General features: G+C 36.4%; 25 protein-coding genes. 1 reads left to right on the forward strand and 24 read right to left on the reverse strand.

Translation table 11 applies throughout. The features are described 5' to 3' along the window. The 16 genes from ACY2VW_RS04935 to ACY2VW_RS05010 all read right to left on the reverse strand — a co-directional run. A partial coding sequence (locus ACY2VW_RS04935) for a hypothetical protein (protein WP_461877269.1) occupies nt 1-561 on the reverse strand: 561 nt, incomplete at its 3' end. 5 nt (nt 562-566) lie between these two features. Continuing rightward, entirely contained in the window at nt 567-995 is a 429-nt protein-coding gene (locus tag ACY2VW_RS04940) for a hypothetical protein (RefSeq protein WP_461877270.1), read from the reverse strand. A 199-nt stretch (nt 996-1,194) separates the two neighbouring features. Next, entirely contained in the window at nt 1,195-1,392 is a 198-nt protein-coding gene (locus ACY2VW_RS04945) for a hypothetical protein (RefSeq protein WP_461877271.1), read from the reverse strand. A gap of 22 nt (nt 1,393-1,414) precedes the next feature. Then, entirely contained in the window at nt 1,415-1,858 is a 444-nt protein-coding gene (locus tag ACY2VW_RS04950) for a hypothetical protein (protein WP_461877272.1), read from the reverse strand. A gap of 579 nt (nt 1,859-2,437) precedes the next feature. Beyond that, nucleotides 2,438-2,809: a hypothetical protein gene (locus ACY2VW_RS04955; protein WP_173829884.1), complete on the reverse strand. Its 372-nt coding sequence runs from the start codon at nt 2,807-2,809 to the stop codon at nt 2,438-2,440. 21 nt (nt 2,810-2,830) lie between these two features. Further along, nucleotides 2,831-3,424: a hypothetical protein gene (locus tag ACY2VW_RS04960; RefSeq protein ID WP_461877273.1), complete on the reverse strand. Its 594-nt coding sequence runs from the start codon at nt 3,422-3,424 to the stop codon at nt 2,831-2,833. A 12-nt stretch (nt 3,425-3,436) separates the two neighbouring features. Further along, entirely contained in the window at nt 3,437-4,516 is a 1,080-nt protein-coding gene (locus ACY2VW_RS04965; protein WP_461877274.1) for a hypothetical protein, read from the reverse strand. Nucleotides 4,517-4,638: 122 nt separating this feature from the next. Then, entirely contained in the window at nt 4,639-5,730 is a 1,092-nt protein-coding gene (locus tag ACY2VW_RS04970; RefSeq protein WP_461877275.1) for a hypothetical protein, read from the reverse strand. 39 nt (nt 5,731-5,769) lie between these two features. After that, complete coding sequence (locus ACY2VW_RS04975; protein ID WP_461877276.1) at nt 5,770-6,918, reverse strand: protein phosphatase 2C domain-containing protein; 1,149 nt, start codon at nt 6,916-6,918, stop codon at nt 5,770-5,772. A gap of 109 nt (nt 6,919-7,027) precedes the next feature. Then, entirely contained in the window at nt 7,028-7,834 is an 807-nt protein-coding gene (locus ACY2VW_RS04980; RefSeq protein ID WP_461877277.1) for a vWA domain-containing protein, read from the reverse strand. Nucleotides 7,835-7,937: 103 nt separating this feature from the next. Continuing rightward, entirely contained in the window at nt 7,938-8,309 is a 372-nt protein-coding gene (locus tag ACY2VW_RS04985; protein WP_461877278.1) for a hypothetical protein, read from the reverse strand. Continuing rightward, the gene (locus tag ACY2VW_RS04990) at nt 8,306-8,716 is read right to left on the reverse strand and encodes a hypothetical protein (protein WP_461877279.1); all 411 of its coding nucleotides are present in this window, start codon (nt 8,714-8,716) and stop codon (nt 8,306-8,308) included. Before ACY2VW_RS04990 ends, ACY2VW_RS04985 begins: the two co-directional genes overlap by 4 nt. Before the next feature lie 96 nt (nt 8,717-8,812). Next, nucleotides 8,813-10,138 (reverse strand): type IV secretory system conjugative DNA transfer family protein, encoded by a 1,326-nt coding sequence (locus tag ACY2VW_RS04995; RefSeq protein ID WP_461877280.1) that lies wholly within the window; start codon nt 10,136-10,138, stop codon nt 8,813-8,815. 33 nt (nt 10,139-10,171) lie between these two features. Beyond that, nucleotides 10,172-10,384 carry a hypothetical protein gene (locus ACY2VW_RS05000; RefSeq protein WP_173829892.1) on the reverse strand — a complete coding sequence of 71 codons (213 nt, stop codon included), beginning with the start codon at nt 10,382-10,384 and terminating at the stop codon, nt 10,172-10,174. 32 nt (nt 10,385-10,416) lie between these two features. Further along, nucleotides 10,417-11,703, reverse strand: coding sequence for a hypothetical protein (locus ACY2VW_RS05005; RefSeq protein ID WP_461877281.1), 1,287 nt, complete (start codon nt 11,701-11,703; stop codon nt 10,417-10,419). A gap of 6 nt (nt 11,704-11,709) precedes the next feature. Then, entirely contained in the window at nt 11,710-12,726 is a 1,017-nt protein-coding gene (locus ACY2VW_RS05010) for a transglutaminase domain-containing protein (RefSeq protein WP_461877282.1), read from the reverse strand. Nucleotides 12,727-12,919: 193 nt separating this feature from the next. Between ACY2VW_RS05010 and ACY2VW_RS05015 the strand changes: the two genes are divergently transcribed. Beyond that, on the forward strand, nt 12,920-13,282 hold the full coding sequence (locus ACY2VW_RS05015; RefSeq protein WP_461877284.1) for a helix-turn-helix domain-containing protein: 363 nt from the start codon (nt 12,920-12,922) through the stop codon (nt 13,280-13,282). Between the two features lie 154 nt (nt 13,283-13,436). Here ACY2VW_RS05015 and ACY2VW_RS05020 read toward each other — a convergent pair whose 3' ends face one another. The 8 genes from ACY2VW_RS05020 to ACY2VW_RS05055 form a co-directional block, all read right to left on the reverse strand. Then, on the reverse strand, nt 13,437-15,236 hold the full coding sequence (locus ACY2VW_RS05020) for a tetratricopeptide repeat protein (protein ID WP_461877285.1): 1,800 nt from the start codon (nt 15,234-15,236) through the stop codon (nt 13,437-13,439). 29 nt (nt 15,237-15,265) lie between these two features. Further along, the gene (locus ACY2VW_RS05025) at nt 15,266-16,831 is read right to left on the reverse strand and encodes an Hsp70 family protein (RefSeq protein ID WP_461877286.1); all 1,566 of its coding nucleotides are present in this window, start codon (nt 16,829-16,831) and stop codon (nt 15,266-15,268) included. 87 nt (nt 16,832-16,918) lie between these two features. Beyond that, complete coding sequence (locus tag ACY2VW_RS05030; RefSeq protein ID WP_461877287.1) at nt 16,919-18,517, reverse strand: Ig-like domain-containing protein; 1,599 nt, start codon at nt 18,515-18,517, stop codon at nt 16,919-16,921. A 16-nt stretch (nt 18,518-18,533) separates the two neighbouring features. Next, nucleotides 18,534-19,046: a hypothetical protein gene (locus ACY2VW_RS05035; protein ID WP_461877288.1), complete on the reverse strand. Its 513-nt coding sequence runs from the start codon at nt 19,044-19,046 to the stop codon at nt 18,534-18,536. Nucleotides 19,047-19,070: 24 nt separating this feature from the next. Further along, nucleotides 19,071-22,322 (reverse strand): ATP-binding protein, encoded by a 3,252-nt coding sequence (locus ACY2VW_RS05040; RefSeq protein ID WP_461877289.1) that lies wholly within the window; start codon nt 22,320-22,322, stop codon nt 19,071-19,073. 434 nt (nt 22,323-22,756) lie between these two features. After that, nucleotides 22,757-23,473 (reverse strand): LytR/AlgR family response regulator transcription factor, encoded by a 717-nt coding sequence (locus tag ACY2VW_RS05045; protein WP_461877290.1) that lies wholly within the window; start codon nt 23,471-23,473, stop codon nt 22,757-22,759. A gap of 44 nt (nt 23,474-23,517) precedes the next feature. After that, nucleotides 23,518-24,804, reverse strand: coding sequence for a hypothetical protein (locus tag ACY2VW_RS05050; protein ID WP_461877291.1), 1,287 nt, complete (start codon nt 24,802-24,804; stop codon nt 23,518-23,520). After that, nucleotides 24,801-25,562: a GHKL domain-containing protein gene (locus tag ACY2VW_RS05055; protein WP_461877292.1), complete on the reverse strand. Its 762-nt coding sequence runs from the start codon at nt 25,560-25,562 to the stop codon at nt 24,801-24,803. Before ACY2VW_RS05055 ends, ACY2VW_RS05050 begins: the two co-directional genes overlap by 4 nt. Between the last annotated feature and the right edge of the window lie 65 nt (nt 25,563-25,627).

Genomic DNA, 25,627 nt, shown 5'->3' on the forward strand with positions numbered 1-25,627 from the left:
AAACATCGTTGATTCTGCATAATCCTGGAATATCGTTTCATAATATTTAGCAATTTCCTTACTTTTAATAACAGTTGATGTTCCATCAAATATCTTTCCCACTATATCATTGATAGAACCAATAACTCCTGTCTTTCCTACAAGCTCATTTGCAATCTCCATCGCATTCCATGTGATGTCTTCCGTATCTTTAAGATGATCAAATCTACTCTGTTCGGAAACCTGTTCAACAACATTTCCTGTCTGCATACTGATTAAGCAGCTGAGTATTTCCGCGTATCGTTTTTTATCCGGGTATTCCTCAATCATTTTCGAAGAAATATCCAACGCCCACGTAAATGCATGATCCGCATTAATTTTATGCATCATCTTCCAATAGGCAATTCCCTCATCCGAACATAAACATTTTTCAAATAACGATTCATTCTCTGTATAGTTTTGAGCAATGCTTTCTATTTGGCTTTCACTGTAATAAACTTCTTCATCCGACGCCTTAACATTCTGCAGCGTCATTCCTGCTGTCATACTGATGATCAACATTGCAGCCAGTATTCTCTTCATACCCTTTACTCCTCCGCCAGTGCGTTGATTGCGTCTGTAAATTCTTTTTCAAGTAACTGGTTAATGGCCTCTTCCTTATAAATTACCGTTTCTCCATTCTCAACAGTAACCCTGGCCGTAATCTCAGTTTTACAGGTTTTAAATTTCTTTTGCTGCAAAGCTTCCTGAACAAATTCTTCCGGATCCTCTGATTCATTCGCTTCCAGATATAAACTCTTGTAATCCGGGAATTCTACACTTAACTGCACCGTTCCCTCGGTTTCCGTATCCATTTCGGTTTCACCAGTTTCTACTGTGATGCATTCTTCATTGAGTTTCCGCAAATCCTTCGGTGCTGATTCACTCAATGTTTCTGTAGTGCTTTCACTTTTTCCGCATCCCCAAAGCATGCTTGCACACAACAGCATTATAAAAATACGTTTTATCTTTTTCATAACTCTCTCTCTTCCTTCTAAAACTACTTTCAGGCAATTATCTATTGCAAAAGAAATTTATCTTACTGCAAAGACATCCCTGGATTGGTAAAATCAAATCCAGGGATGTACACATAACATATCTTCTGCTAATTTGTAGGAAGCCCTGATTTATCAATTATTATGGGGCTTGACAACTCCCAAATGGAGCATCATTTTCTTATCTATAATGGAAACAACCGTTTCTATCGCTCGGATTATTATATCCGCCGTAAGCACCACGGCAATATACTCTACCATAGCGATCCGTATCATTCCAGTCTGCATAGACACAATCAGAACAGTTGCCTTCAAAAGTTCCTTCCGGAATCTCAATAGTAATAGTCTGGGTGCTCGTGCTCTTCATTTCTTCTTTCATCTTATTATCTCCTTTGCAAAAACTATTTTTCAAAATCCGCCACACACATGACCGGATCTTCAGCAACAATCAAATTGCTTCCTTCTAAATAGCAACGATATGATATGATTTTTTTATCCGGCAGCACAACAATCGGAAAGAACAACTCTTTCTTTGATTGTGGCATTGCCTCTAATATCTTTTTAATATATACTTTATCTCCTTTAGACAGCGATGATACCCCGTAAAAATGAGTATGAAACAGACCATAAAACTCAATCCCGCTTTTACTCCATTCCACGAGACAATCATTAAGCATTACAACATTCGGTGTATAATGGCATCTTCTAAAATCGTCCTCTTTTCCGTCATCAAACACAATCTTTGTGACAATTCCATTCTGTCCGCCTAACATACCACCAGTCTCAGGCATGTGATCAGGAACATTCTCGAGTATTTTTGTATAAACTGACTTGACCATTTTCATTTCTATATCCTCCCCACAGAACCACTCTTACAACTAATAGGTCAACGAAAAGTGTACAGTTAATGCAGAAATCAAACGTCGGGCAGAAACCTCCTCCGAATAATCACTCTCATTACCAAGGTATCCCGGCTATTGAAAAACTATCGGATATTTTTCTATATGATACCGGAGAATTAAGTGCTTATTATCTATATCTCCGTGAATAAACTTTTCCCAATAAAAATTTTGATTTTTTCTATGCTGTGCCTGTCCATTTCTATAAAATCCGCTAAATTCCCGCTAAAATGCGGGGATTTTTGATATGCAGTACTCATGTCTGAGGACTTAGTAAATAATTAGTTTAGATTTTTCTCGTTTATAAACGAACAAACTATCACCAGCGCAACTCCCGTTACAACACTTTTTACTTCTCCTTGAATCATAATCTACCTCTGTTCTAAATAAGTTGCTGTTGCAAAAAATGCTGTCGCCTTACTATAATTTAATGACAATTCTGCATATTGTTTTGATTCAATCCACATTGAAATCATCTGAGTATATTCTGTATAAGCAATATCCACTGTACTGGATTTTTCTCATTTAATGAATTAAATAAGCAATCACAAAATACAATAATGCAGACACCAACGCTTTTCCAGAAAGATCTTCACCTTTTTTCCAAAGTTTTGAAAACAACGTGGCCACAAAAACAATGATCCATCCACTGGAAAATATTTGCATCCAATAAGCTACTTGTGCGTAAGTGTCCCGACCCGCAGTTACAAATTCCCCATTTCCAACAAACCAAGCTAATGCGACGTAAATCAAGCCAATATTTCTACATTTGGATGATATCGTCTTCATCTGCCCATTCCATCTGCTTTCATCATTTATAAAACAAATTAACATGTTTGATATGATTGCAATAAAATTAAGTGCTATTCCTGTTCTTAGTGCTATATTATAAAACATACTTTTTCCCTTTTAAGCTTCTTATTTTTTTCTTATTAACTTAGTAACTATTTCTTGAACTTTATCCAAAACGTACCAAAGGTTGTTTGATATTATGGAAATAAACTTCCGAATTCCTGCTACTATCACCTGGATATTAACAGCAACGCAATTCCATATTTGTTTTATTCCTTCTTTTACATGAATATTAGTGCTTATTCTGCCTGGTAACTCCTGTAGTCCCACACTAAAATATACAAAATTTGGTACTATACATGAAAAGAATGTAGAAGCTGCTACTTTTTGTATCACTAAAAGATTTTTTTTCGCATGTACTGCTATTATTATGCCGTTTTCTTTATAAAGTCTTTGCAAATTTTGGAAAATTCTCTTCTGGTTTATCTGACCAAATTCTTTTATCTGCAGAACTCGAAGCAGAAAAAGGACTGCCGCAGCTATCAGCAAAAAAGAAACTATATTTATACCTTTATTAATAGCAACTCTTCTTTCATTCTCAAGAAACCTTTTTCTTCTTATTGCTATCGTCTGGTTTATTACCTTTCTCTGGTCATATACAATCTGGTTATCTGGTATTTCTATCTTTTTTTCATTATTGCTTTTTTCATGTTTCATCATAATATAATTTGTTTAACCTTCTGCACGATTTATTCTGCACCACTCACATTCTCCCTTGTAATTCGAAGGCATATAGTGCCCACATTCACATTTTTTTAAAGATTGGAAATATTCTGTAAGCGCATTATAAAATTCCATGGCATCTGGTCGAACGGTTGGATCCTTGGCTCCTCCAATAAAAGCGCGTTCAAATAACTTCCGCAATTCTTGAGAAAGCATTTTGTATTTTGGTGCATACTCTGGTGCTTTTTTGAAAAGGAAATGACGTGCAAACACGAATTCTCCTTTTTCTGCCGCATGAAATTGATCAATATCGATTGACGATACATTTTTCGATGGATGCTGTGAAATCGCTTCCATGTTAGCCATAGATGCAAACGGTGAACTTCCATTCATCAAAAGTGCAAAAATGTGATAAGCCATTGCATAAAAATCCGTATATTTATTAAAAATAGGATTATCCGCATCTTGATCAACATTTTCTAAATCCGTTTTTTCTTTTTTCAATCTTCCGGCAATTTCAGGTGCTATAAGTTCTCGTACTCCCACTGTACAAGGACAAAGAACTCTTTTATTTCTATAAATAGTCACAAGCTGACAAGTGTCAACATCTATTAATTTTACCGTACCATTAGCCGGAAATACGATAATATTACTGTAATCCCCAATGATCACCTCTCTTTTTAACTCATGTATTCTGTTTGTCAGAACGCATAAATTTCTTGCTATCCAAACTTTTTCCGGATAGCTAAGGTCTTTTGCTGTATAAATCTCTTTTATATTCTTAAAATTCGCCTGTTCATCCATCAAACACCCTGCAAATCCCGAAGATTTCTGATTGTTTTTCTGAAGATACAAACATTTTTTAGGAACAACCACCTGATCGCAAAAACTTTTATTTAACTCATTTCTTTCAATCATGTTCTCCCATTCAAGAATTTTTGCTTCTCGCCCTCTTGTACGATATTCTTCTTTAAAAATTTTTGCACATAATTCCGGATGCTTCTCAACAGTATATAACTTACTTTCGCCACCTTTTAAATCAGTTTCTTCAATCAAATACTCTTTTCCATCTGCATCGTAAACAATCATTTCCATTTCTCCTCAAAAATTAAGCTGCTGCTTTTCTATTCATTGATTTTATAACAGTTCCAGAAAACACCTAAAAACAGTGCTGCGAAAACTCTCGCATTTTCTGGAACTGTTATCGTTAATTATTTTAAATTCTCAATGCGGCACCACTCACATTCCCCTGTATACGTTGAAGGCATATAGTGTCCATAATGGCCACAATGGCATTCCTCTAAAGATTCAAGGTACTCCGTCAATGCATCATAAAATTCTTTTGCTTCTGGACGCACTTTCGGATTTTTCGCTCCCTCAATAAAAGCGCGTTCAAATAACTTCCGCAATTCTTGAGAAAGCATTTTGTATTTTGGTGCATACTCCGGTGCTTTTTTAAAAAGTAAATGACGTGCAAACACGAATTCTCCTTTTTCTGCTGCATGAAATTGATCTATATCGATTGACGATACATTTTTCGATGGATGCTGTGAAATCTCTTCCATGTTAGCCATAGATGCAAATGGGGAACTTCCATTCATCAAAAGTGCAAAAATGTGATAAGCCATTGCATACAAATCCGTATATTTATTAAAAACCGGATTATCCGCATCTTGATCAACATTTTCCAAATCTGCTTTTTCCTTTTTCAATCTTCTGGCAATTTCAGGTGCCATAAATTCGGGCACACCTACTGTACAAGGACAAAGAATTCTTTTATTACTGCGGTGGATCGTCAGCTGAAAACTATCCACATCAATAAATTTAGCCGTACTGGTTTGAGGAAATATAACAATATTATCTGCATTGTAATCTCCGATTGTTATTCCCCGCTGCGCCGAGTGTACTCTGTTTGTCAAAATACACAAATTCCGTGCAGCCCATACTTTTTGCGCATAACTAAGATCGTTTTCCACATAAACATCTTTTAATACTTTAAAGGACGTTTGTTTTTCCATTAAATATCCCAAAAATGTTTGAATGTTCTGACCACTTTTCTGTGAATATAAACACTTTCGAGGAATAACAACCTGATCACTAAAATTCTTATCGAGTTCATTTGCTTCAAACATATATTCCCATTCAAGAATTTTGGCTTCTCTTCCTATTGTACGCTTTTCTTCTTTAAAAATTTTGGCATACAACTCTGGATGATTAGCAACAGAATATAATTTACCTTCTCCCCCGCCCAAATTGCTTTCGTTAAGGGAATAGCTTCTGCCATTTATATCATAAGCAATCATTTCATTGTCCTTTCCTTATAAATATCAGCTTCTGTATCTTTACAATTTTTTTTTCAAAAAATCGTACAATCCACTTTCTGTTTTATTTTTATGTGCTTTATTGCTATGTGTTTTCTCCTGTCCTTGCTTTTTCTCCCCCTCCGTTGATTGGGTATGGCTCTGCGTTTTTTGCTCCTCAGAAGAATCCGATTTCGTTCTTTTCTCTTCTTTAGGAATCTCTTCTTGCTTCGGAGTACCAGTATACTTTTTGAAAAGTTCCGTTATCTGTTTTTCTGTCCAATCCGGATTTTTTTCACGAATGTATTTATAAAATACGCTATTTCGGATTTCTTCAGATGGATAAATAGAAATTTCTTTCCACTTAAGAGCATAAAAGTCAATTTCCGGCTCTTCCCATTTAATTTCTTCCCTGGTTAAACCAGAACTCGTATTAACCAGTACCGCGACACTTAAATCATCTGTCATGTCTTTGCATTCATCAGACTGCAAATATTGAATCGCTTCCTTTTTACACTTTTCTGTTGTTTCTTGCTCCTTAGATTTTCCCAACCCTAATGCATATGTAATAAACAGATTAGCAAACGGCACATTTACCTGAAATTTATAATCATGCAGTAAAAAAGGAACTACATTGTTATATACTCCATCTGTCATACATAATGCTGCAACCGGAGTGAATTTTGCTTTTCCCACTTCAAAAATGCGATTTGATGGCATTGCATAAACACGTCCCTCATCATCATTTTGTTGCTCTGTTACTAAATGATATTCTCCCTGATCATCCAATGCAATAATTCCAGAATCACCTGCGTTTCCATAGTACAACAATTTGCTACTCATAACTGCAACCGAAAGAGTTGTCTGATATTCTCGCTCATTTCCTTCATCATTTTTTTCTACGTATCTTTCAATCGCATTTGCAGCGCCATGCATTGCCGCACGAATAACGCTGAAATATGTCTGATCATCTGAAACAAATGGTGGAAATTGCTCTTTTATTAACTTTGCAACGGTCTCCACTGCGATTTTGGAGGCTGTTTCCGCATGCTTACAGCTTCCAACGCCATCAGCCACTACTGCAATTTTCCATGATGAAGAAATAGCTGCAATCAAACTGGAATCATGGCAAGGCATATGCTTTTTAATATGATCCTTTCCCACAAGTGAAAAGCAATAACTTGATAACATAACTTTCCTCCCATATATAATTTCACCATCGGGGAGCAAATGACTGCTTTGCTCCCCGACACTTTTTTTAAATAATTATACTTTTATTTTGTTATCAAACAATAAATTCTTAGTTCCACGTATCTTTTTCTACATCCTGTGTGACGTAACGTTTTCCGGTGGATGTTTTCTTTACATCCTGTGTTGTTTTCAGCTGATCCGGCACTTGAATCTGTGCAGTCGTTCCTGGAGCCGAACTGGAAAATGCCACGATAGATGCATTAATAAAGTCTTTGACTGCCGGTAATCCATACGCACAATCATCTACTTTATAAAGCTTTGCATTTGAACTCAGCTGTTTGGCATCTGAAGTTGTTCCACCTGGCAGCAGAATAACATGAAGGGCTACTTTGTTCGTATCCACATATTTTTCACATAATTCTTTTGCTTCAGCAACTACACTGCTGTTGTACTTCGGGTCTGTCGAATATCCATCCGTAATAATAAAGATCTGCGGACGTTTGCACCGAATTCCCTTCGTCTTATAGGAGCTTTTTATTGCACGTACCGCATTCAATGACTGTTTCACTACATTATGAAAAGCCGTCACACCCACTTTATTCAGCGTAATTCCACCATGATACTCTGATAATGGCGCCCAATCTTTTTCTGTAGTAACATCATCCGAAAATGTCATGACACAGAAGTCTGTCGTCTTCTTGTATTCCCCTTTCAAACCCGGATCCTGTCCAATCTGATTAAGCATATCCTCAGCTAACTTCAGATTTGTTTTCTGTTGTCCCTCTTCCTTGAAGTCCATGGAAGTGCTGACATCAACAGCAACAATCATTGGCTGATGAATCAACTGTGGTGTTTCAAGTTTGTAAACTTTCTGAGTTACTGGCATTTCTGCATAAGCATTTTTTTCTGAAGACATTTTTTCTTCCTCCTTGTTTATCCTTAAAGTAATTTGTGGGTTCCTATTATATATATCTGAATATCCAGCTTTTCCCCGAAAGAATTTTTATTTTTTTTCTAAATCATGCCCAGACATCTGCATCGTCCGCAACACATTGATTTTCGTTGGATATTTTTCCTACAGGCTGGCTTATCCAAGGATTCCAAAAATCCTGCGACTGCACCCCAATTGGGCAAGGCCCACTTCTATGTTTCATTGATGCATTAATAAACTCTTTGACCACTGATAATTCATATGTGCAATCGTCTACTTTATAAATCTTTACCTTTGAACTCAACTGTTTGACACCCGAAGCAGTTCCACCTGGCAATAGAATAACATCAAGAGCTACTTTGTTGGTATCTACATATCTTTCACACAATTCTTTTACTTCTGCGACTTCACTGCTATTGTACTTCGGATCCGTGTCTCTATCGGTAATAATAAAAATCAACGGACATTTGCATAGAATTCCTTGCATCGTATAGATTTTTTTATGGTACGTACCGCATTCAATGACTTTTTCACCACATCATGAAACTCTGTCTTATTCCGTGTAGTTCCACCATGATACTCTGATAAGGGCAGCCAACCTTCCATGCCATCATCATCTGAAAATGCCATAACACAGAGGTCAATCGTCTTCTTGTCTTCCTCTTTCAATTCTGAATCCTGTCCAATCTGATTGATCACATCCTGTATTAACTTCAAGTTTGTTTTCTGCTGCCCCGCCTCCATGGTGTTCATAGAATTATTGACATCAACAGCAATGACAACTGGCTGGTGCATCAACTGCGGAATCTTAAGCTTGTAACCTTTCTGAATCAGCATTTCTTCTTCAGTATTTTTTTCCGAAGACATTTTTCCTCTCTCCTTTCTTTTGTCTTAAAGTAATTCCGGGCTTCTATTTTATATATCATAATAAATACGCTTTTCCCGAAAAAACTTTATATTCTTTTAATACTGCCCACTATACTTTTCAAAATAAAACCGAAATGGTTGTTCAAACGGTAAACCTACGATTGCTTCTCCCACCTTCAGGCTGTTCAAGTCCCAGTCTTCTACTGTGTTTCCCATTCTTCTTTCTTCTTCCCATTCTCCATTCATTTTCTGATATTGCTCCAATACCATATTTTTTCCGTACAAATTAGATATGTAATTTCTTGTTGTTACATCATTGGCTCGAAATGCAATAATGCTTGAAAAACCAGCTGCCAGATTTTTTCCTCTGCTTATTCCGTAAGTCTCATATAACTGCTCTATACTCTGCAGTCCTGCAAAAATCTTCACGCCTAAACTACGCCCAAAATTCACCCCATCTTCTATGTGTTGTAAATTAGGTATTAGTTTGAATTCATCGCAGAACATATAAACATTTTCTCTGTTTTTCGTCTGCCCCAGAGCTTCCTTTAATGCAAGATCAAACATTATCTTGTATACCGGTGTCAAAACATTTCCAATAGAAAGATCATATTCAATAAATAAAGTTCTTCCACCTTTCTGACGTACAAAGTTTCGAAGTGAAAATCCACCTTTTTCATTAAAAACACCTATAAAAATGTCTCGAACAACGGAATACATTTCCGCTAAAACTCCTTGGGATTGCTGGTTGTTTCCCTTGATATAGCTTAAAACAGATCTCATATCGGGATACCCCTCTAAAAGCTCACATAATTTTTCTCCTGATGACGAATCCAGGTATTCTTTAAAGCGATCATTATAAAAAATTTTTCTCACAAATTCTTTACTGTCTGCTCCCAAACGTACAATGGTAACTAATATTGCTGCCAGAAGATCTCGTGCTGCATTTGGGAAAAATATATTGTTACTCTTTTTCACTCGTTCTTCAAAAAAAGCTTTACATATTTCCTGTACATTGAGAATTACCTGCTTGTCTTCCCATCCATCTGCAACGATCTCCTTAAATATATTCCATCGTTCCGATTCTTCATAATATTGACTGGAATTTCCAATAACGTAATCTCTGGATGAATCAAAAAATCTGGAATAAAAATCTCCTTTTGTATCAAAAATAATCATAACATCGTCATCTGTCATTTTATCTTTTAACTGTCGGATCATATGATAAAAAAGTGTACTTTTTCCACATCCAGTTCCTCCAACCAGGAGCATTTGTTTGCTAAGCAAGTCTTCATCAAGACCTATCATGGCAGATTTTCCATTCATTTCTCCTTTTAATACCACGGTGGAATTAACTGGCATCCGCGGCGCCGCATTTCTTGAAACAACCGATCCTTCTAAAATGCTTTTTCCTACACTCATATCAAGATCCTTTCCTGCAATACCATTTTGGTATTATCGTTCCTCGCCAACTTCCTCATCTAATGAACGCTCAAGTTCCGGTGCTTCTCCTTTATTTTCACCATTACTTTCATTATTATCTTCATTATCACTTGCATTGTTGCCGGTCACTTGTTCTCTCTTTTCATCTGCTTGCTCCTGGCTCACAGAATCAGTTCTAAGACTCTCAATGAACGCGGCTCTTTTTTCAGCATTACTTTTTGCCATTTTTTATAAATATCCTTTCATTCAAATTTTTATCACTCATCATTTAAGATCAGATGCGCCAGTTCCCCTCTCGCAGCTGTCAATACATAGGCTTCACCATATCCCATTCTCATGATTTTTTCTGGCTTAACCACGTATTCACGTCGCTCGTTTATGTTAACTGTGTTATTCTGATATGGGCTGGCAAACAAGGAAAATGGTGTTCTCTTACTAGAACCTTTCGCTCTGGAATAAGAGGTTTCATATTTATCATATTGCCCAAAGATTTCAGCCCACTTCGTCGCACTGTTTCCAGAAGCATGAGACATCACAACCGCAATCTGGCAACGCCCCATAAGTGCATTAAAAGCTTTTTCGTCACCGCCTACCATAGAATAAAAATCATCTGCAGCAATTAATGTACATATTCTGTCTGTTGGTGCCTTTAAGTAATTGGCAAATGCTTCATTTGCATTTAAGGATATAGAATCTACAATTAATGTATATCGGATTCCCTTTGAAAGAGCCAGTTTTAACTGAAATACCAGCGTATTGAGCAGTAATTTATTCATTGCCGACACTATATCAATACAAATGATTTCCGCATTATTCAGTGCACTGATGATATTGATTGGTTGCTGACCATTTCCCGGAATATATCGTAAATCACCCATTTCCATTTTTAAACTCGCCATATAAGTATCTAATTTTTCAATTTCGCTTTGACCTTTCATTAATTTTGACTTGATTTGTTGTTCTTCTATATCGTTAATGCCACCCTGCATGCGTAAATTTTCCACTTTTTCAAACATCTGTGCATGAGGACACGTTGAAAACATATTGAATGACAGGTTTTTGCCGCTCTTTTTCAAGTACTCCCCAATTCCTTCAATATAATAACGGGCTTTCCATCCCATATCGTATGACTCGGAAGCGGTTTCCATAATTTGATTTGCAATTTCCAACTCATTTAAAGAAAACAACGGCTCAAAGCATGATGTATCATTATTTACTTCTACAAATTTATCATTTCCGCCAAAAACATTTCTTATTTGATCCTCTAATTCATAATTTCCTTCATGTAATATTACAACAGGAAAATTATTTTTCACCGCACAGATCGCTTGAGCTGCCATGGCCTTTACACGCATTTTATTTTCACCGCCGGAAATTACTGCATTGTATACACCACGATCAGGTGTAAAAAAAGCATCAATAAAACATGGCTGATATTCTATTATTCCTCGATTCCATGCATTTATCCGATCTGTACTTGTCATCATTAAAGATCGCAGGAAACCGGAAATGCCTTTATCCGCCCGCTGTAATTCATCGCTCAACGCTCTTCACCACCTGTCACTAATTTTATAGAAATATATATTCTGCAGTTGATTTGAAACTGTTTGAATCATATAGTCTGATGTGGCATACTTTCGCACCGCTTCCTGCACTATATTATCTACCTTACTATCTATATCGTCAGGAAGACCATTTTCCCCATTAATTCTAAAATATAAAACAGATATCTTATTCTGCAGTTTTTCATCTAAAAATTTTTTTAATGAATTAGGTCCGGGAATCAAACAGCTCTGTCTATAAAAGTAGGATTGTTCTACTGCGTCGCATCTGATACTGTTATCATAATCATGATCCTTTTGCATCCATTCATCTGGAACCATAAAATAATCGTACCTGTTATATCTGCTCGTCCTGCTAGGTTCAAGATCCCAGGTAACATCTATGTGACTATATTGCCCATTAAACTTTACCATGTTCCACGTATGAGGATATATCATCTTTAACCTTTTACTTAAAGCCGTTCCATTTACAACATACACATTTTTTGCCCCCACATAATCGCATAACACTTTAAATGCCTTCGCTATTCCTTCGCAAACTGCCTTTTTATTTTCAAAAATCCCACCTATTGTAAATGCTTCCGGATGCATCTCTGGATTTTGCAGCGCTTCATAATCATACAAAATATTTCGAATAAGATAATTATGAACCTTTCTGTAAATATCTGATTCCGAATCGCCTGATTGAATTTTCATCCACTCCAGGCTATCCGCAATCCAATTTTCCATAATATTTTTCTTTTTGTTTCGCACTTCTATCGGCATTGTATAACGGATATAGTAAATAAGTTCTTCTGGGGTTATGACATATTCCATTCTTTGAAAATCCACATAAAATATTTCAGCATGCTCATATTTGAGTACCATAATGATCTTGTCCAGAACTTTCGCATCAAATAATCCCGGGAGCCGAATTGAATCATTTCCTTTTAATATTCCGTAATATATCTTGTTATAATACTCTTTTTCATCAAAAGATAAATTATCGTAGTGATCTATTATCATTTTCCCCCACACCACCAAAGTTTTTATTGTTTATTTTTTCTTATTTCCATTTCGTATTTCTTTTCAATTCATCTATTTTTCACAAAAATTTTATCATATTACATCAATAAATGCAATATATATTATTAGTTGGTTGTTCTATGTTTTTTATCCATTTATAATATAAAAATTATATTTACTACGGAGGTTCCTCATGCAGCCGGAAATTAACTATACAATGGTCGGACAACGCATTCGCACTGCTCGCCTTCAAAAAAAACTCAGTCAGGCAGATCTCGGAAGTCTGGTCGGCTGTTCGAATAACCATATTAGTCACATTGAAACCGCACAGACAAAAGTTTCTCTTTCCATGCTTACCAAGCTGGCGCTTGCTTTGGATCAGGATCTTGATTATTTTCTTCTTGATACCCAATATGCCAAGCGTGATCGCCTGATTGATGAAGAAATTGCTGAAAAACTCAGCCGCTGTAATACATCTACCTTGTTAACCGTAAATCAAATGCTGGATCTGCTTTTAAAACAGCAGGAGCTGAATGATCTCGAAAGAAAATTATAGTTGCTAAAATCAACCACACTTCCAATAATAAATTAGGCGGATTAAAATAATCCGCCTAATTTATTATTTGTACTCACTCTTTTTCTTATACCAGACACTATCTCAATTCGCTCTTGCTTATTTCAATATTATCCATTCACCCATTAGACCTTTTTTAAAAATCTAACCATTTTACAAGTACAAAAAACAATTTAAAAAGAATGCCCAGAAGTTTAATAAATGCTTGGAATCCCCAAATGGCAGCTTGTGCAGTTGCATCTCCTACACGATTAATGATCTTTTCTGCGGTTCCCATTTCACCGGTAACATATGTTTTATTAATTTGCCAATATGGTCTAAAACTAAAATAAATTAAAACCCCCATAACTGCATATAATACAATGCCAAACGCCAAAAACATATCTGCCGCAAATCCCATCACAGTAAAAATAGTTCCATATAAAGCTAATAACTTAATAGATGGCATATTCCAGTCATTCCATTCTTTTCGTCCATAATATTTAGCTCTTTCCAACTGATTCTGCGTATGCTCATCTTCAAAAATCTCTACAGCTTTTGACCGCAATGCTAGACATTTTTCATAAGACGTTTTATCCGCAATAAAGGAAGAATTTTGTGCTGCGTCATAATAATAACACGTGTTCGAATACGCATCCAAGTCATATGCAACTCCTTGTTTAAACTCTTCATCCTCTGGATGTGCAGTTATATAAGAGTCTATCTCCTGAAAAGCAAGATCCTCATCCCCTTTTCTCAAATGTAAATAAATTTGTTCTGAATGCCCAATAGATTTATCTGGCGCCAGTTCAAGCAACGCATTAACCCTTTGCTGTGCCTCTTCAAAATTTTTTGTTCCAATAGTCGCAATTCTTGCTCCCAGCCAATGTAAATTAAGATCACTTGCAAAAACTGCAAGTCCTTTATCTACTATATCTAATGCTTTATCATAAATACCATTTTCAAAATAACAATGCACCAGAAGGTCATATGCAGAAACATCGTTGACTTTTCCCTCTATAGCTTCTTCTGCAAATTTTGTTGCTAATTGCAAATTTCCCTTACGATAATATGCTTTTGCCCGTTCAAGCAACGAAAGTAATTTTTCTTCTGCCACATCTCTAATCTTTCCGGCCTTATAGGCAAGTTCCAGCGCCTGATCATATTGTTGTCTCTTAATTGCTTTTGTTAAAAATCTATAAGCATCCTCTATCAGCTTTAAAACTTTATCAATTAAAAGCAATTGTTCCTTATCATTTGTTGCCCCCTGACGCTGTGTCCAAATCTTTTGAATTCCTTTCAGATATGTTCGAATTGTTTTTTCGTCCCATGCTCTATCTATTTCTAATTCTTTATAGAGATCTTCCGAAATATCCATTTTTTTCGCAGATCCAAAAACAGGCATTTTATTTTCAAATGATCCCGTGGATTTTTTTGCAGTATTTTGTGTAGTCTGCGTTTTTTCTTTCGTTCCGTTAGGATCTGATGCTCGTTCACTTGTTTTCGTACTACTTGCTTCTGCCGTATTCTTATTTTCTTCAAAATCCAACTCCACTCTCGCAGTACTTTCCATATTAGAATTGTTGGAAGCATTCTGCACCGGTACTACATCAGGATTTTCAGCCGGCATTTTCTGATTTTTACTTTCTGAATTCCTATATAACAATAAATAGGTAATACCAGGCATTCCTATTAGACGTATTAATGCCATTAATATACTGGTATGATTTATCATACTATAAATAAAATCAACAACAGCTATTACACAGATAAGATAGAATCCTTCTTTTTTTTGTTTAAATAATAAAAGAGCCGCTCCTGCTATTTGACAACTGCCTATTATCACTGTTAAAATTCCAGTTCCTGCTGAATACTTCATAGCAGCAAGACCTGCAATTGCCGAAAATCCCCCGGCAATCATTAAAATCCACAACCAAATTTTACTGCCCTTTGTCATAATATCTTGTCCTCTCATCGTAATTTATTTTACTCACCACTAATATCAAGTTTGCTTATCCTTTGCTTATTTTTGCTAATTTCCTCTTCTGTAAGATTTGAAACTCTGTCAATATGCATTTCACCTAAATCTCTCTGTAAATCCATATCATACACTCGAACATGGATAATTGAATTCTCATCACATGAAATTGTAACTTCAATTCCAACAATCTTTTCACGTGGCATTATTTCTATCTCTGCTGTTCCAATAACCGTTACATATCGAAGGTCTTCCTCCTCTCCCTGTGTTACCTGAATATACAACTTTTCTTGAAATGGAACCGTCGTGCAATACTCATTTGTAAACTCCGCTGGCACTTGTGTATTCTTAGGCAGTATAACAGAATTAAACTCCAGATCATTATTTCCCGTACAAACAATTCCAATCCCATGTGACGTAACATCTGTAAAAGTATACTTTTTGGATGTTTCCGGTATTGCTGCGTTCAAAACTTGCTTATTATCACTTTCTCCTTTCTCTACCTTTTTCTTCTCTGTTTTTAATGCATCTAATACATAATACGCCGCTCCAATTGCAACCGCTTCATCTGGATGTACTTCTGATGATGGGACAATTCCAGTTTCTTCTTCAATTGATTCTCTTACTATCGGCATTCTTGTTGATCCGCCAACCAATAAGATCTTATCCAAATCCGAATATTCTATTTCTGCCTCATCACATGCCGTTTCCATACTTCCTACCGTTTTAAATAATAATGGTTCAACAAGATCCACAAATTCTTCTCTCGTTAAAGAATACTTAAATGGACATCCCCCTATATTCAAAACAATATTTGCTTTTTCTCTTACGGAAAGTGTCTTTTTAGCTTCTTCCGCCTTTAATTGCAATTCTTGACGTGCGACCAAATCATTTTTTATGTCCAGTCCCTGTTCTGCTGCTTCTTCAATTACCGCATTTATAATTCTTTCGTCAAAATCATATCCTCCCAGTTTACGATCTCCAGCAGTTCCAAGAACTGTAATATTTTCAGCATCGAATTTTAAGACCGTAACGTCAAAAGTACCACCGCCTAAATCATAAACCATAATAGTTTGTTCTTTTTCGGTTCCTTTGGCTATTCCAAACGCCAATGCTGCTGCCGTTGGTTCATTAATAATCGCCAGCACATTTAATCCCGCAATTTTGCCAGCATCCATTGTTGATTTTCTCTGTGCCTCATTAAAATATGCCGGTACTGTAATAACAGCCCCCTCTATTGGTTCTCCGAGATGCTGCTCTGCATCTGCCTTCATTTTTGCAAGAATAATTGCCGATATAGCTTCTGGCGAATATTTTTCCCCATCTTCGGTCGAAAACAAATAGTCCCTTTCTCCCATATGACGTTTTACAAACTGTTCAAAATTTTGTGGATCTATAATGCTTTGGTTTTTTGCTTCTTCTCCTACAATCGTTGAAGTTCCATCAAATAAAACCGTGGACGGTGTCGTATTTTTTCCCTCGCCATTCGGAATAACCACTGGCTGTCCTTCTTCATTAATATACGCCATACATGAAAATGTCGTTCCTAAATCAATTCCTATATATTTTCCCATCTCACATACTCCTTTCAAAACAGTAGTTTTCTTGTCCCTTTCTAAGGACGTCTTGGCCTATTAGTATTTCCCCTCCTTTTTACATTCTTAACTGCTATGTTTTCCTAAAAATCTTTCAATGAATTTCTTCTTTTTTTTGTAAACTTTCACTGTAAACGATACACTTTTTCGTTTCGATACATTGGTTACGCTAACATTTGCTATTCCCGTATTTTTTGCCAGTATCTTATTTCCTACTATATTAACAACATTATAATCTGAACTTGTCACAAACCACTCACCATCAATACTATTTTCTGGATACGTCTTTACTTGTAACTCATATTCCTGCATCTGCTCTAATTGCAATTCCTTGTTTTCTCCATTCGGCAATGCAACACTAAGATTTTCCAGATACGGATATACTTCACACGTACACACTGCCGAAACATTTTCCGCCGTACAAAAAATTTTACATTTTCCACTTGCTTTGCAAATTAATAATCCCTCCGAATCTATCTCGGCTATTTTTTTATTCGAACTCATCCATGTTACATTGCTGACATTATCTGCGTCTATCGGGAAATATTCAAAATTCAATTTTTTTCTATCCCCAATTCCAATAATCAACTCATCTTCATCTAAAATGATTTTTTTAATTCTGTTACGCTGAATAATGTTCAGTTTAATTACCTGAAACGGAATTTTACTTCCATAACGATACGCTTCTATCTCTGTTATCCCAGTTTTTATACCAAATATCGCAAGATTGTTCGTAGACGCTATCGTTTTATCCAAAATGTTAAATACTATTTTGGGTGGTTCCTTTACCGGAGGATCACAAGTAATCTGTATAGCATTACTTTTTCCTACTTCAACCGTACTATCAAGCACAATATTTATTTTGGGTTCCATAGTTGTAATATCAATTACTTTTTCTTGCATCCAGGCATAATCATTAAGACTTTGAATACATATTCTCAATGCATTCCTAAGTGGGAATCCCAAAAAGCATTCAAATACTCCCGAAATAATATTTTGAAAATCCCATTCATAGATCAAACAAGAATCACTAATTTCTACCAGCTTATTTGCATTTCCTTGACACATTATAAAAATCGGATTTTGTAATGTGTATTTTTGTAATGTGTATTTATCTGCTATTGCTTTCCCCTCAGAAATGCTTTCAGAAAGAATAAATAGATATGTTAATTCGGGGTTTTCTATACATATTTTTTCTTTACTTGATGCCTCTACTTTTACCTCACAAAACAAATTTCTAATATCGATGCTCAAAATATCTTCTAAGCAATCTTGATATTTATTCGGAATAATAAATTTTGCCTCTATAATTGTTTTTTTACACAAAATATTTTTCTGATTTTTTATCAGCTGATTTAATTCTCCAAGTCTTTTTTGAATAGAGCGATTAATCACCGGAAGTCTTGGGGTATATTTTAAGCAATGATTACTCTTTTTACATGTGAAACACATGATTTCGGCGTCCAGCTCTGTTCCAATGAAAGTAAGAGAAAAATCATCCTGCAATTCATTATAAAGAGCATTCAATATTTCCGAATGCCATTGCCAAATACTTTCGTCTGCAAATTGTATCAAATGGCTATACGTTGAAATTTGTTTTCCGTCAATAAGAATATTCAACTGTTGTTGAAACGGATTAAATTGAATTTGTATATCTGCTGCCATCTCACTTTATAATCTCCTATAAAGAATTATTTGTCGTATCTTCAGTATCTTCTTTTTCCACATTATATGCATCCCGACGCGGATCTTCATTTTCAAGCGTCTTTTCTCGATCAATGCCTCCCTTAGGTCGTTCTGTTACTTTATCCTCATATCCATGTGCAGCATTATATGCTTTAACCTCTTCTGGACTCATATCCACTTTTTGCGAATCAACAAATGAGCGGTGTTTATCCGGCTTTTCGCTCTTTTCTGGCTCATCTTCTTTTTCAATGTTATTTTCCTTTTCTTTTGAAAAAAAACCTTTGATTTTTTCAAACCATCCGTTTTTTTCTCCCCCCTCTGGTGTATCCTTTTTTTCAGTATCCGTCTGTTGCTCTTTATTTTCACTGGTTTCTATTTTTTTATCAAAATCATCTTTATATTCGTCTGGAATTTCCAAAATCTGATTACGTTTTTTTTCTGTATTTTCAGTCTTGGCTTCATTGTTTTCCATTGATTCACTAGTTTCTTTAAATCCACCAAATGTCATATATTCTTTTCCTCCAGTTCTCTCTCATAACAGAATTCCTAATTGTCTGTATAACATTCTACATAGCATCGCAAGTCTGTCATCTCGATAATATTTTATCTTTCCTTCATGCCCAACTACATATAGCATACTTAAAATTCCATCCGCTTTTGCTTTTTCATTATCACTAGCAATATAAAAAGAAAATGCATCAAAAAATTTCTTAAACCAAGATTCTGTTCCTTTTTTATAAGCATATAGCATCTCAGAAAATTCTCGTGTATTTTCATCCACTTCATCAAATTCTTTATAAGTTGGTATCCCACTCAATGGAATTACCTTAAATAACTGTTCACATCCCATTAATTCGATAAGTAGATTTCCATAATAATACCGATCAAATGGATGGTTTACTGGAAATCGTTCATTATACGACCTTAAAACTTCATCCAATTCTCTTTTTTTATCAATTGGGACTACTGAAGAACGTGTAATTGTTCTTAAACGCATGGGTGAAAATTTTTCTTCATTTTTCTGCTCATACAGTGCATTTAAAAGTTCTCCTCTTGTAACTCTCAAATCAACTGTATTCGTCATCTCCACTTGTGTATTATATCGGTTATCCCACTTATCTACTTTCATTAGTACTGGTGAAAGCCATCCCTTTTGAAATACCGCCGCAACCCCTACATTCAAACGTGAAAGTTCTTTAGTCTGTTCATTGCTAAGCGAAAGTGCGCTTCCTAATTCCTCGCAAGCTTCTTTAGCTGGAGTATTCATAATAATTTTGGTTGAAGTATTTTCAATCGCCGAAGAATCAACTGCCATTGGTGACTGATCAATAATAATAAATCCCTCACCATACGTTCTCATCTCTTTAATAGAATTACTGATCATTTCCACAGATTTTCCAACCATATTGGCGCCTTCCTGGTTTTGATCCTTAGAGGTCCTCTTCAACAGATTATGTGCCTCTTCTAATACAGTCACGTGATTCAGTTGTGAATTTAATATCATCCGGGAATTTTCTTTTCTCTGTGCTTTACGATATTCATTTAATTTCATAATTAAAACGCCCATAATCAAGGCAATCGCTTCATCCGAACCTAATTCACTTAAATCCACAATGACATTACTATCAAACAACAACGAATCTTCAATTCCAAGGCTGTTCTTAAAAATCAATCCGTTAATTCCAACTGTCATCGACTGAACTCTTGTTAATAATGCCCCTTTATAATCTCCTTTTGAATCAGATGAATAATCCGATGTGTTAATAATTTCTGGAAGAATCTCTAAAACATCCGCAAATACCGGATATTTATGATCGCAAATACCCGGAATCCAAATAGAATTCTGTACATCCCAGCCACAACGTGTATAACTATCTACAACCGCTTGTTTTAATATTGCCGGCATCGCCGCATATAGCGGCCACGAAGCATTAAAAATCTGTAGCAATTGTTCTATATGTGAAAGTAAGTGAATATTGTCAGGAAACTGAAATGGATTAATTTTCAAAAGCCTATATGAATTGGGATCCGTTGTAAAAATTTTAATTCCCTTTAATCCCCCAAATATTTGCTTATATTCACCTTTAGCAGGTTCAATAACCATGATTTTTACATCATTTTGCAAAAGTTGTTCTAACAATTCATAGGTCGCATAGGATTTTCCAGATCCAGAGGATCCTGTAATAAAGCAATGTGACGCCAATAAGTCCAAGTCCATAAGTACTCTGGATTTTTCTACTACCCCCATGTGATATATATTACCAAACTCTATCGGTCTTACTGGTACATTATTTTCATAAACAACAGAACGTCCAAATTCTGCCATTTCAATAACGGCGAGACCAGCAACAGACTTTTTAGGCAATCCCATTACAAGTGGCAACTCGTTTCCACTCACAAGATTCGTCGGCGTTACTATTTGTTTACTGTATCCTTCTTCAAAAGCTTGTATTTCTGCTCTAGGATGCACAAAATGTAAAACATTTTCCTCAATTTTTTGAATCTTTTCTTTTTGATTTAGCGACCATATATTAAAATGTGCACTTTCAACATCCGATTTTTCTCCTGTCATTAATGCCTTATATACATTTCCCGCAAGCGCAGAAGTATGAATATCATTTGACATAAAATAGCTGCAAAATTCCCACATTCCAAAGGATTCACACATTTTAAAACGTTCTAACTGTGCTTTAGCTCTTTCAATTAAATTATTTACACCCGCATTTTCGAAGTTCAATGTAACCGTTTTTGAAGAACCAACCGTCTCTGTTTCTCCTTTTGACATTCCTTCTGTTGTACTTGAGCCTTCACTATCTGATATAGCTTTGGTAAAAGAATTTCCCGATGTATACGAGTCAAAAGATCCATTAGAATATCCACTATTTCCACCCCAACCGAAACTACTGCCGTCTCCTGAAAAGCTTCCATTATAGCTGCTCCCGCTACTGGCGCTTGCATTTGTCCCACTTGAATTCGATGAACTAACTGTATTTGAATTGCTAACACTTCTATTTACAGATTTTGAAAAGCTTGCTGATATACTTTTATTCAAAGCCAAACTTTCATTTTCTCCAAAAGCCACTGACATTTTCGCATGTGGTGTCAATGCAGAACAAAGTTCTTCATATCCATGTTTTCTTTTCTCCATTGTTTGATAGTCTAATGGCGTAGCCAAACATAACATGGTATATTTTTTCCCATTCATCGCGTCAATAAATTTTTCAATTCCCTGTACAAATGTATCCATCTTTTGTTCTTCACCCCGAATCGAGGGCACTATAGAAACAGACGAAAGACTCTTTGATTTTTGCATTTGTATATCAGTAATTAAATTTTGAATGTCATTCATACTTTTTGTTTCATAAACAATTCCTGGAAAATTTCCTTTTAATGTAGACTCTAAAATATCTCCTGCAATCGCAGGATTTTTTTCAGAACGAGTTCCAATATAAAACTGGATTTTTTCTCCATCACTATCTATGAGCATTGCAATTGAACTTTCCATGCTATGAAGTGCTGAATAAACACTCATCAATTTATCTGTAAATTTTTCCTCTGCATCAAAAACTAACTTCGATATTTCGAACAGACGAAGTTTTGATATATCCATTTCAGAACGATTCAGTGAAATAATTGGCGCAGCAGAAAATACATCCAAATATGCTCTGTTCAAATAAATATCCGCAGTTTGAAAGCCTCTGGCTAATTGAAGTTCCGTAATTCTATTCTGTTCAGATCTATTCCATGCCTGTTCACTTTGTGAATATCTTGTAACTTGTCCCATTTCTTTCCCCCATAATATCTCTTGTTTTCAAATTACAAACGTATATTTTATATACCAGATAAAATTCTGTCGTTCCTTTTAAAGCAGGTATTATTTTCTGTCTTCTCTTACTATTATAAAATAATTTTAGCACTCTATATCTATCAATGCAATATATACTTTTAGTTCAATCTCATAATTTTGTTACTATAAAAGAAAAATCATTTACGTGCTATATACATACTGTATGTCTTAAAGTTTTTATGATTTTCTTTCAAAATAATACCATATATCATCTCTGCCCTCACATATGCTGCACAATCTGCACTTTTTTTGTAATAATCAGCATTTTTTCTACATCTTTTCTCCATATTCTCTCCCATTTTTTTTGCACAAAAAAAATACTACACCTTTCCCGTGCAGTATTTTTCCCCTGTTCTATCCCTATTCTGTTTCTACCTCACCCACCTCTTCACCCATTCCACATACGCCTCTTCTGTCTTTTTCCAGTAACTCCTGCTGATATCCACAATTTTCCCGTTTTCCAGCAGCATTTTCTTCTTCGTACATTCCTTCACATAAGAAAAATTAACCAGAAAACTCGTATGGCATCGTACAAAATCCTCACTGGCGATTCTTTCTTCTATTTCTTGTATTTTATCATCCACCGTATATTCTTTTTCCGTTGTAGCCACATACGTGACTCGCTTGTCCCGCTCAAAATACAGAATATCATCCAGTTTCAGATTTGCTTTTACGCCTCCGTGGCATTGAAGAACAATTCTCCTGTTCTGTTTCCGCAGCTGTTCTATCGCCTTTTCCAGCACGGCTGGCAGTTTTTCCTCGAATTTTTCTTTTACGATATAGTAAACATGATGCGTCTCATAGACGTCCATAGCGTACGACCAGTAATTGGTCAGATAGATAATCTGGCATTCCGGCCATTTCCGGTTCACTTCCATGGCCAGATCTATTCCGCTCTCTCCCGGCATTTCTATATCCATAAACAGAATATGCATTTTGGGATGTTCTTCTTTCAGAAGTTCACTGCCATTTTGAAAGAAATACATCTCCACTTTTTTCTGCATCTGTTCGGCACAGCGCTTTACGGTATCTCCCGCTTTTTCCAGCCACTCCGGCTTGTCGTCGCAAATTCCTATTCTTAAATCCATTCTCGTTTTCTCCAGTCCTGCTGCATATGCTGTTGGTTATTTCTTTAAAGAATGACCTGTCTGGACAAAATAACCGTCAGTCCGATTTCACCTGTCTTTTCTTTTTTCTCCTGCATTTTTCCATTGTACTTTTTCAAAAGTCCGCGGAACAGTTTCCGGCTCATCGGATTCTGGCGTCTGGAAGAGGTAAGACATTCCAGAATCAACTGATTTTTTACGCCTGTTATCTTCAGCTGGATCTCGCCCTGTTCTTCTTTCTTTACAAGCGTTTCGCCCCAGTTCAGAATTCCAATCAGGATTTTTGCCAGATCTTTTTCTGCAATCTCTCCTCTGTCATATCCCGCTATCTGGTAATGAAGTTCAATTTTCTTCTTCTCCAGATTGGATTTCCACGCGCACAAAACCGCATCTATCATTCGGTCCTTGCAATAAATGCCCTGCCGCACCTGACTGCTGATTGTTTTCAGGTTCTCTGCATACTGTTTCAGCGTTTCTCCCGATATCTCACCGGCTCCGGCCATGATTCTTTCCATCTGTTCCGAAATGGTCTGCTGATATTGCTCCATCTGCGGAATCTGTTCTGTCAGAATCTGGTAATGGTATTCTGCCATTTTCTGCTGTTCTGAAAGAAATTCATAATCCGCCAGCACCTGATGCTGACGCCGCAGTACGCTTAAGATGCTGAATATCATGATCAGAATAATCATAATATCATCCAGAAACATAACCTGTGTGTCCGTCAATCCACTTGGCACATAATACATGACAGGAAGGAAATATACAAGTACCCAGATGATTTTCAGATATCTTGCTTCGAAATCCCGATATCCTTTCAGAACCTTGATGATTGTTTTTTTCTCCAGCCGGTAAAACAGATATTCCAGAACGGGAATCAGCAAATCCCATGGCTCTGCTGGACATTTCAGAATATAAAGCTGGCGTCCTGCCAGAAGATCCACAATGCAGATTGATGGATAATGAATCATCGCCGTCACAATATCTGCCAGCATTCCGCCCAATACAACCTTTGGAAGGCTGCCCTCAAAGCTATAGTAAAAGAGAACCGTATTTGCGATCATAATCAGGACAGAAAGAAACATCATCAGGATTTCCCACCAGCTCTCATTTCCATAGTATCCCCGCAAAATGATATCGCTGATGCCGCCGATCAGAATCACACGCAGAAGCTGCCAGATCATCAACGGCTTCATGCTGTGTTTTTTCCGCATAAACATAGAAAACAGGTGAATGCCCAGAAACGCCTGCGGAACCAGATACAGCCAGCAGCGGATACAGATCCGGATCAGTTCGCTTAAGTTAGGATCTTTCATTCTGTTTTCCTCTTTTCTGTCAGATGTTCGATCGGAAAAACAAATTTCTGATCCAGACTGTGATTTTCTTTATCCCACAAGGTTTTGCTGGTTCCATGATATTTTTCCACAATTGCATGAATAATCGTTGTTCCCACGCCGTGCTCCGCTCCGTCTGTTTTCCAGGTCTTAAAATTGAAAACCTCATTGCTAGCAAGCGCATTCTTCAATTCTACCGTGCAGAAACGGGAATCCTCTTCTATATAAAAAGAAATCTCTTTTCTTTCATTTTCCGGAATTCTTCCGTTTGCCTCGATGGCGTTATCCAGCAGATTGTGTAAAAATCCGATTCGTTCCACAGGCATCATCCATTCCATGCAGATTTTTGATACCTGAATCTGAAAGGGAATCTCTTTTTCTGTACAGACCTGTTTTTCCATCATCAGAAACGCATCTGTGATCTCATCCCGGCAGAAGGCTCCTCTCTGTATTTTCCGGTATTCTTCCGTCAGCTGATCCGCATATTTTCTGAGTTCCTGATCTGGATCTTTCTGCTTCTCGATCAGATACTCCAGCGTCTGTACATGGCTCAGCAGATCATGACGGAATTTTCTCGTCACATCCATTCTCTGCTGGATAATCTCATAAATCTCCTGAGAGGAATCCATATAGCTTTCCAGAATCTCTTTTTCCTGCTCTTTCTGACGGATTCCCGAGATCAGATATCCCAGTGCCGCCGCCAGAAAAAATCCCAGCAAAATTCCCAGTGTTTCTCTCATGTTCCCGCCCTCATCAATTCTTTCTCCGTTGCGTAAGAGAGTCCCATGCCGTTTAAAATAGTTTA

It is taken from the genome of Fusicatenibacter sp. (assembly GCF_977045365.1).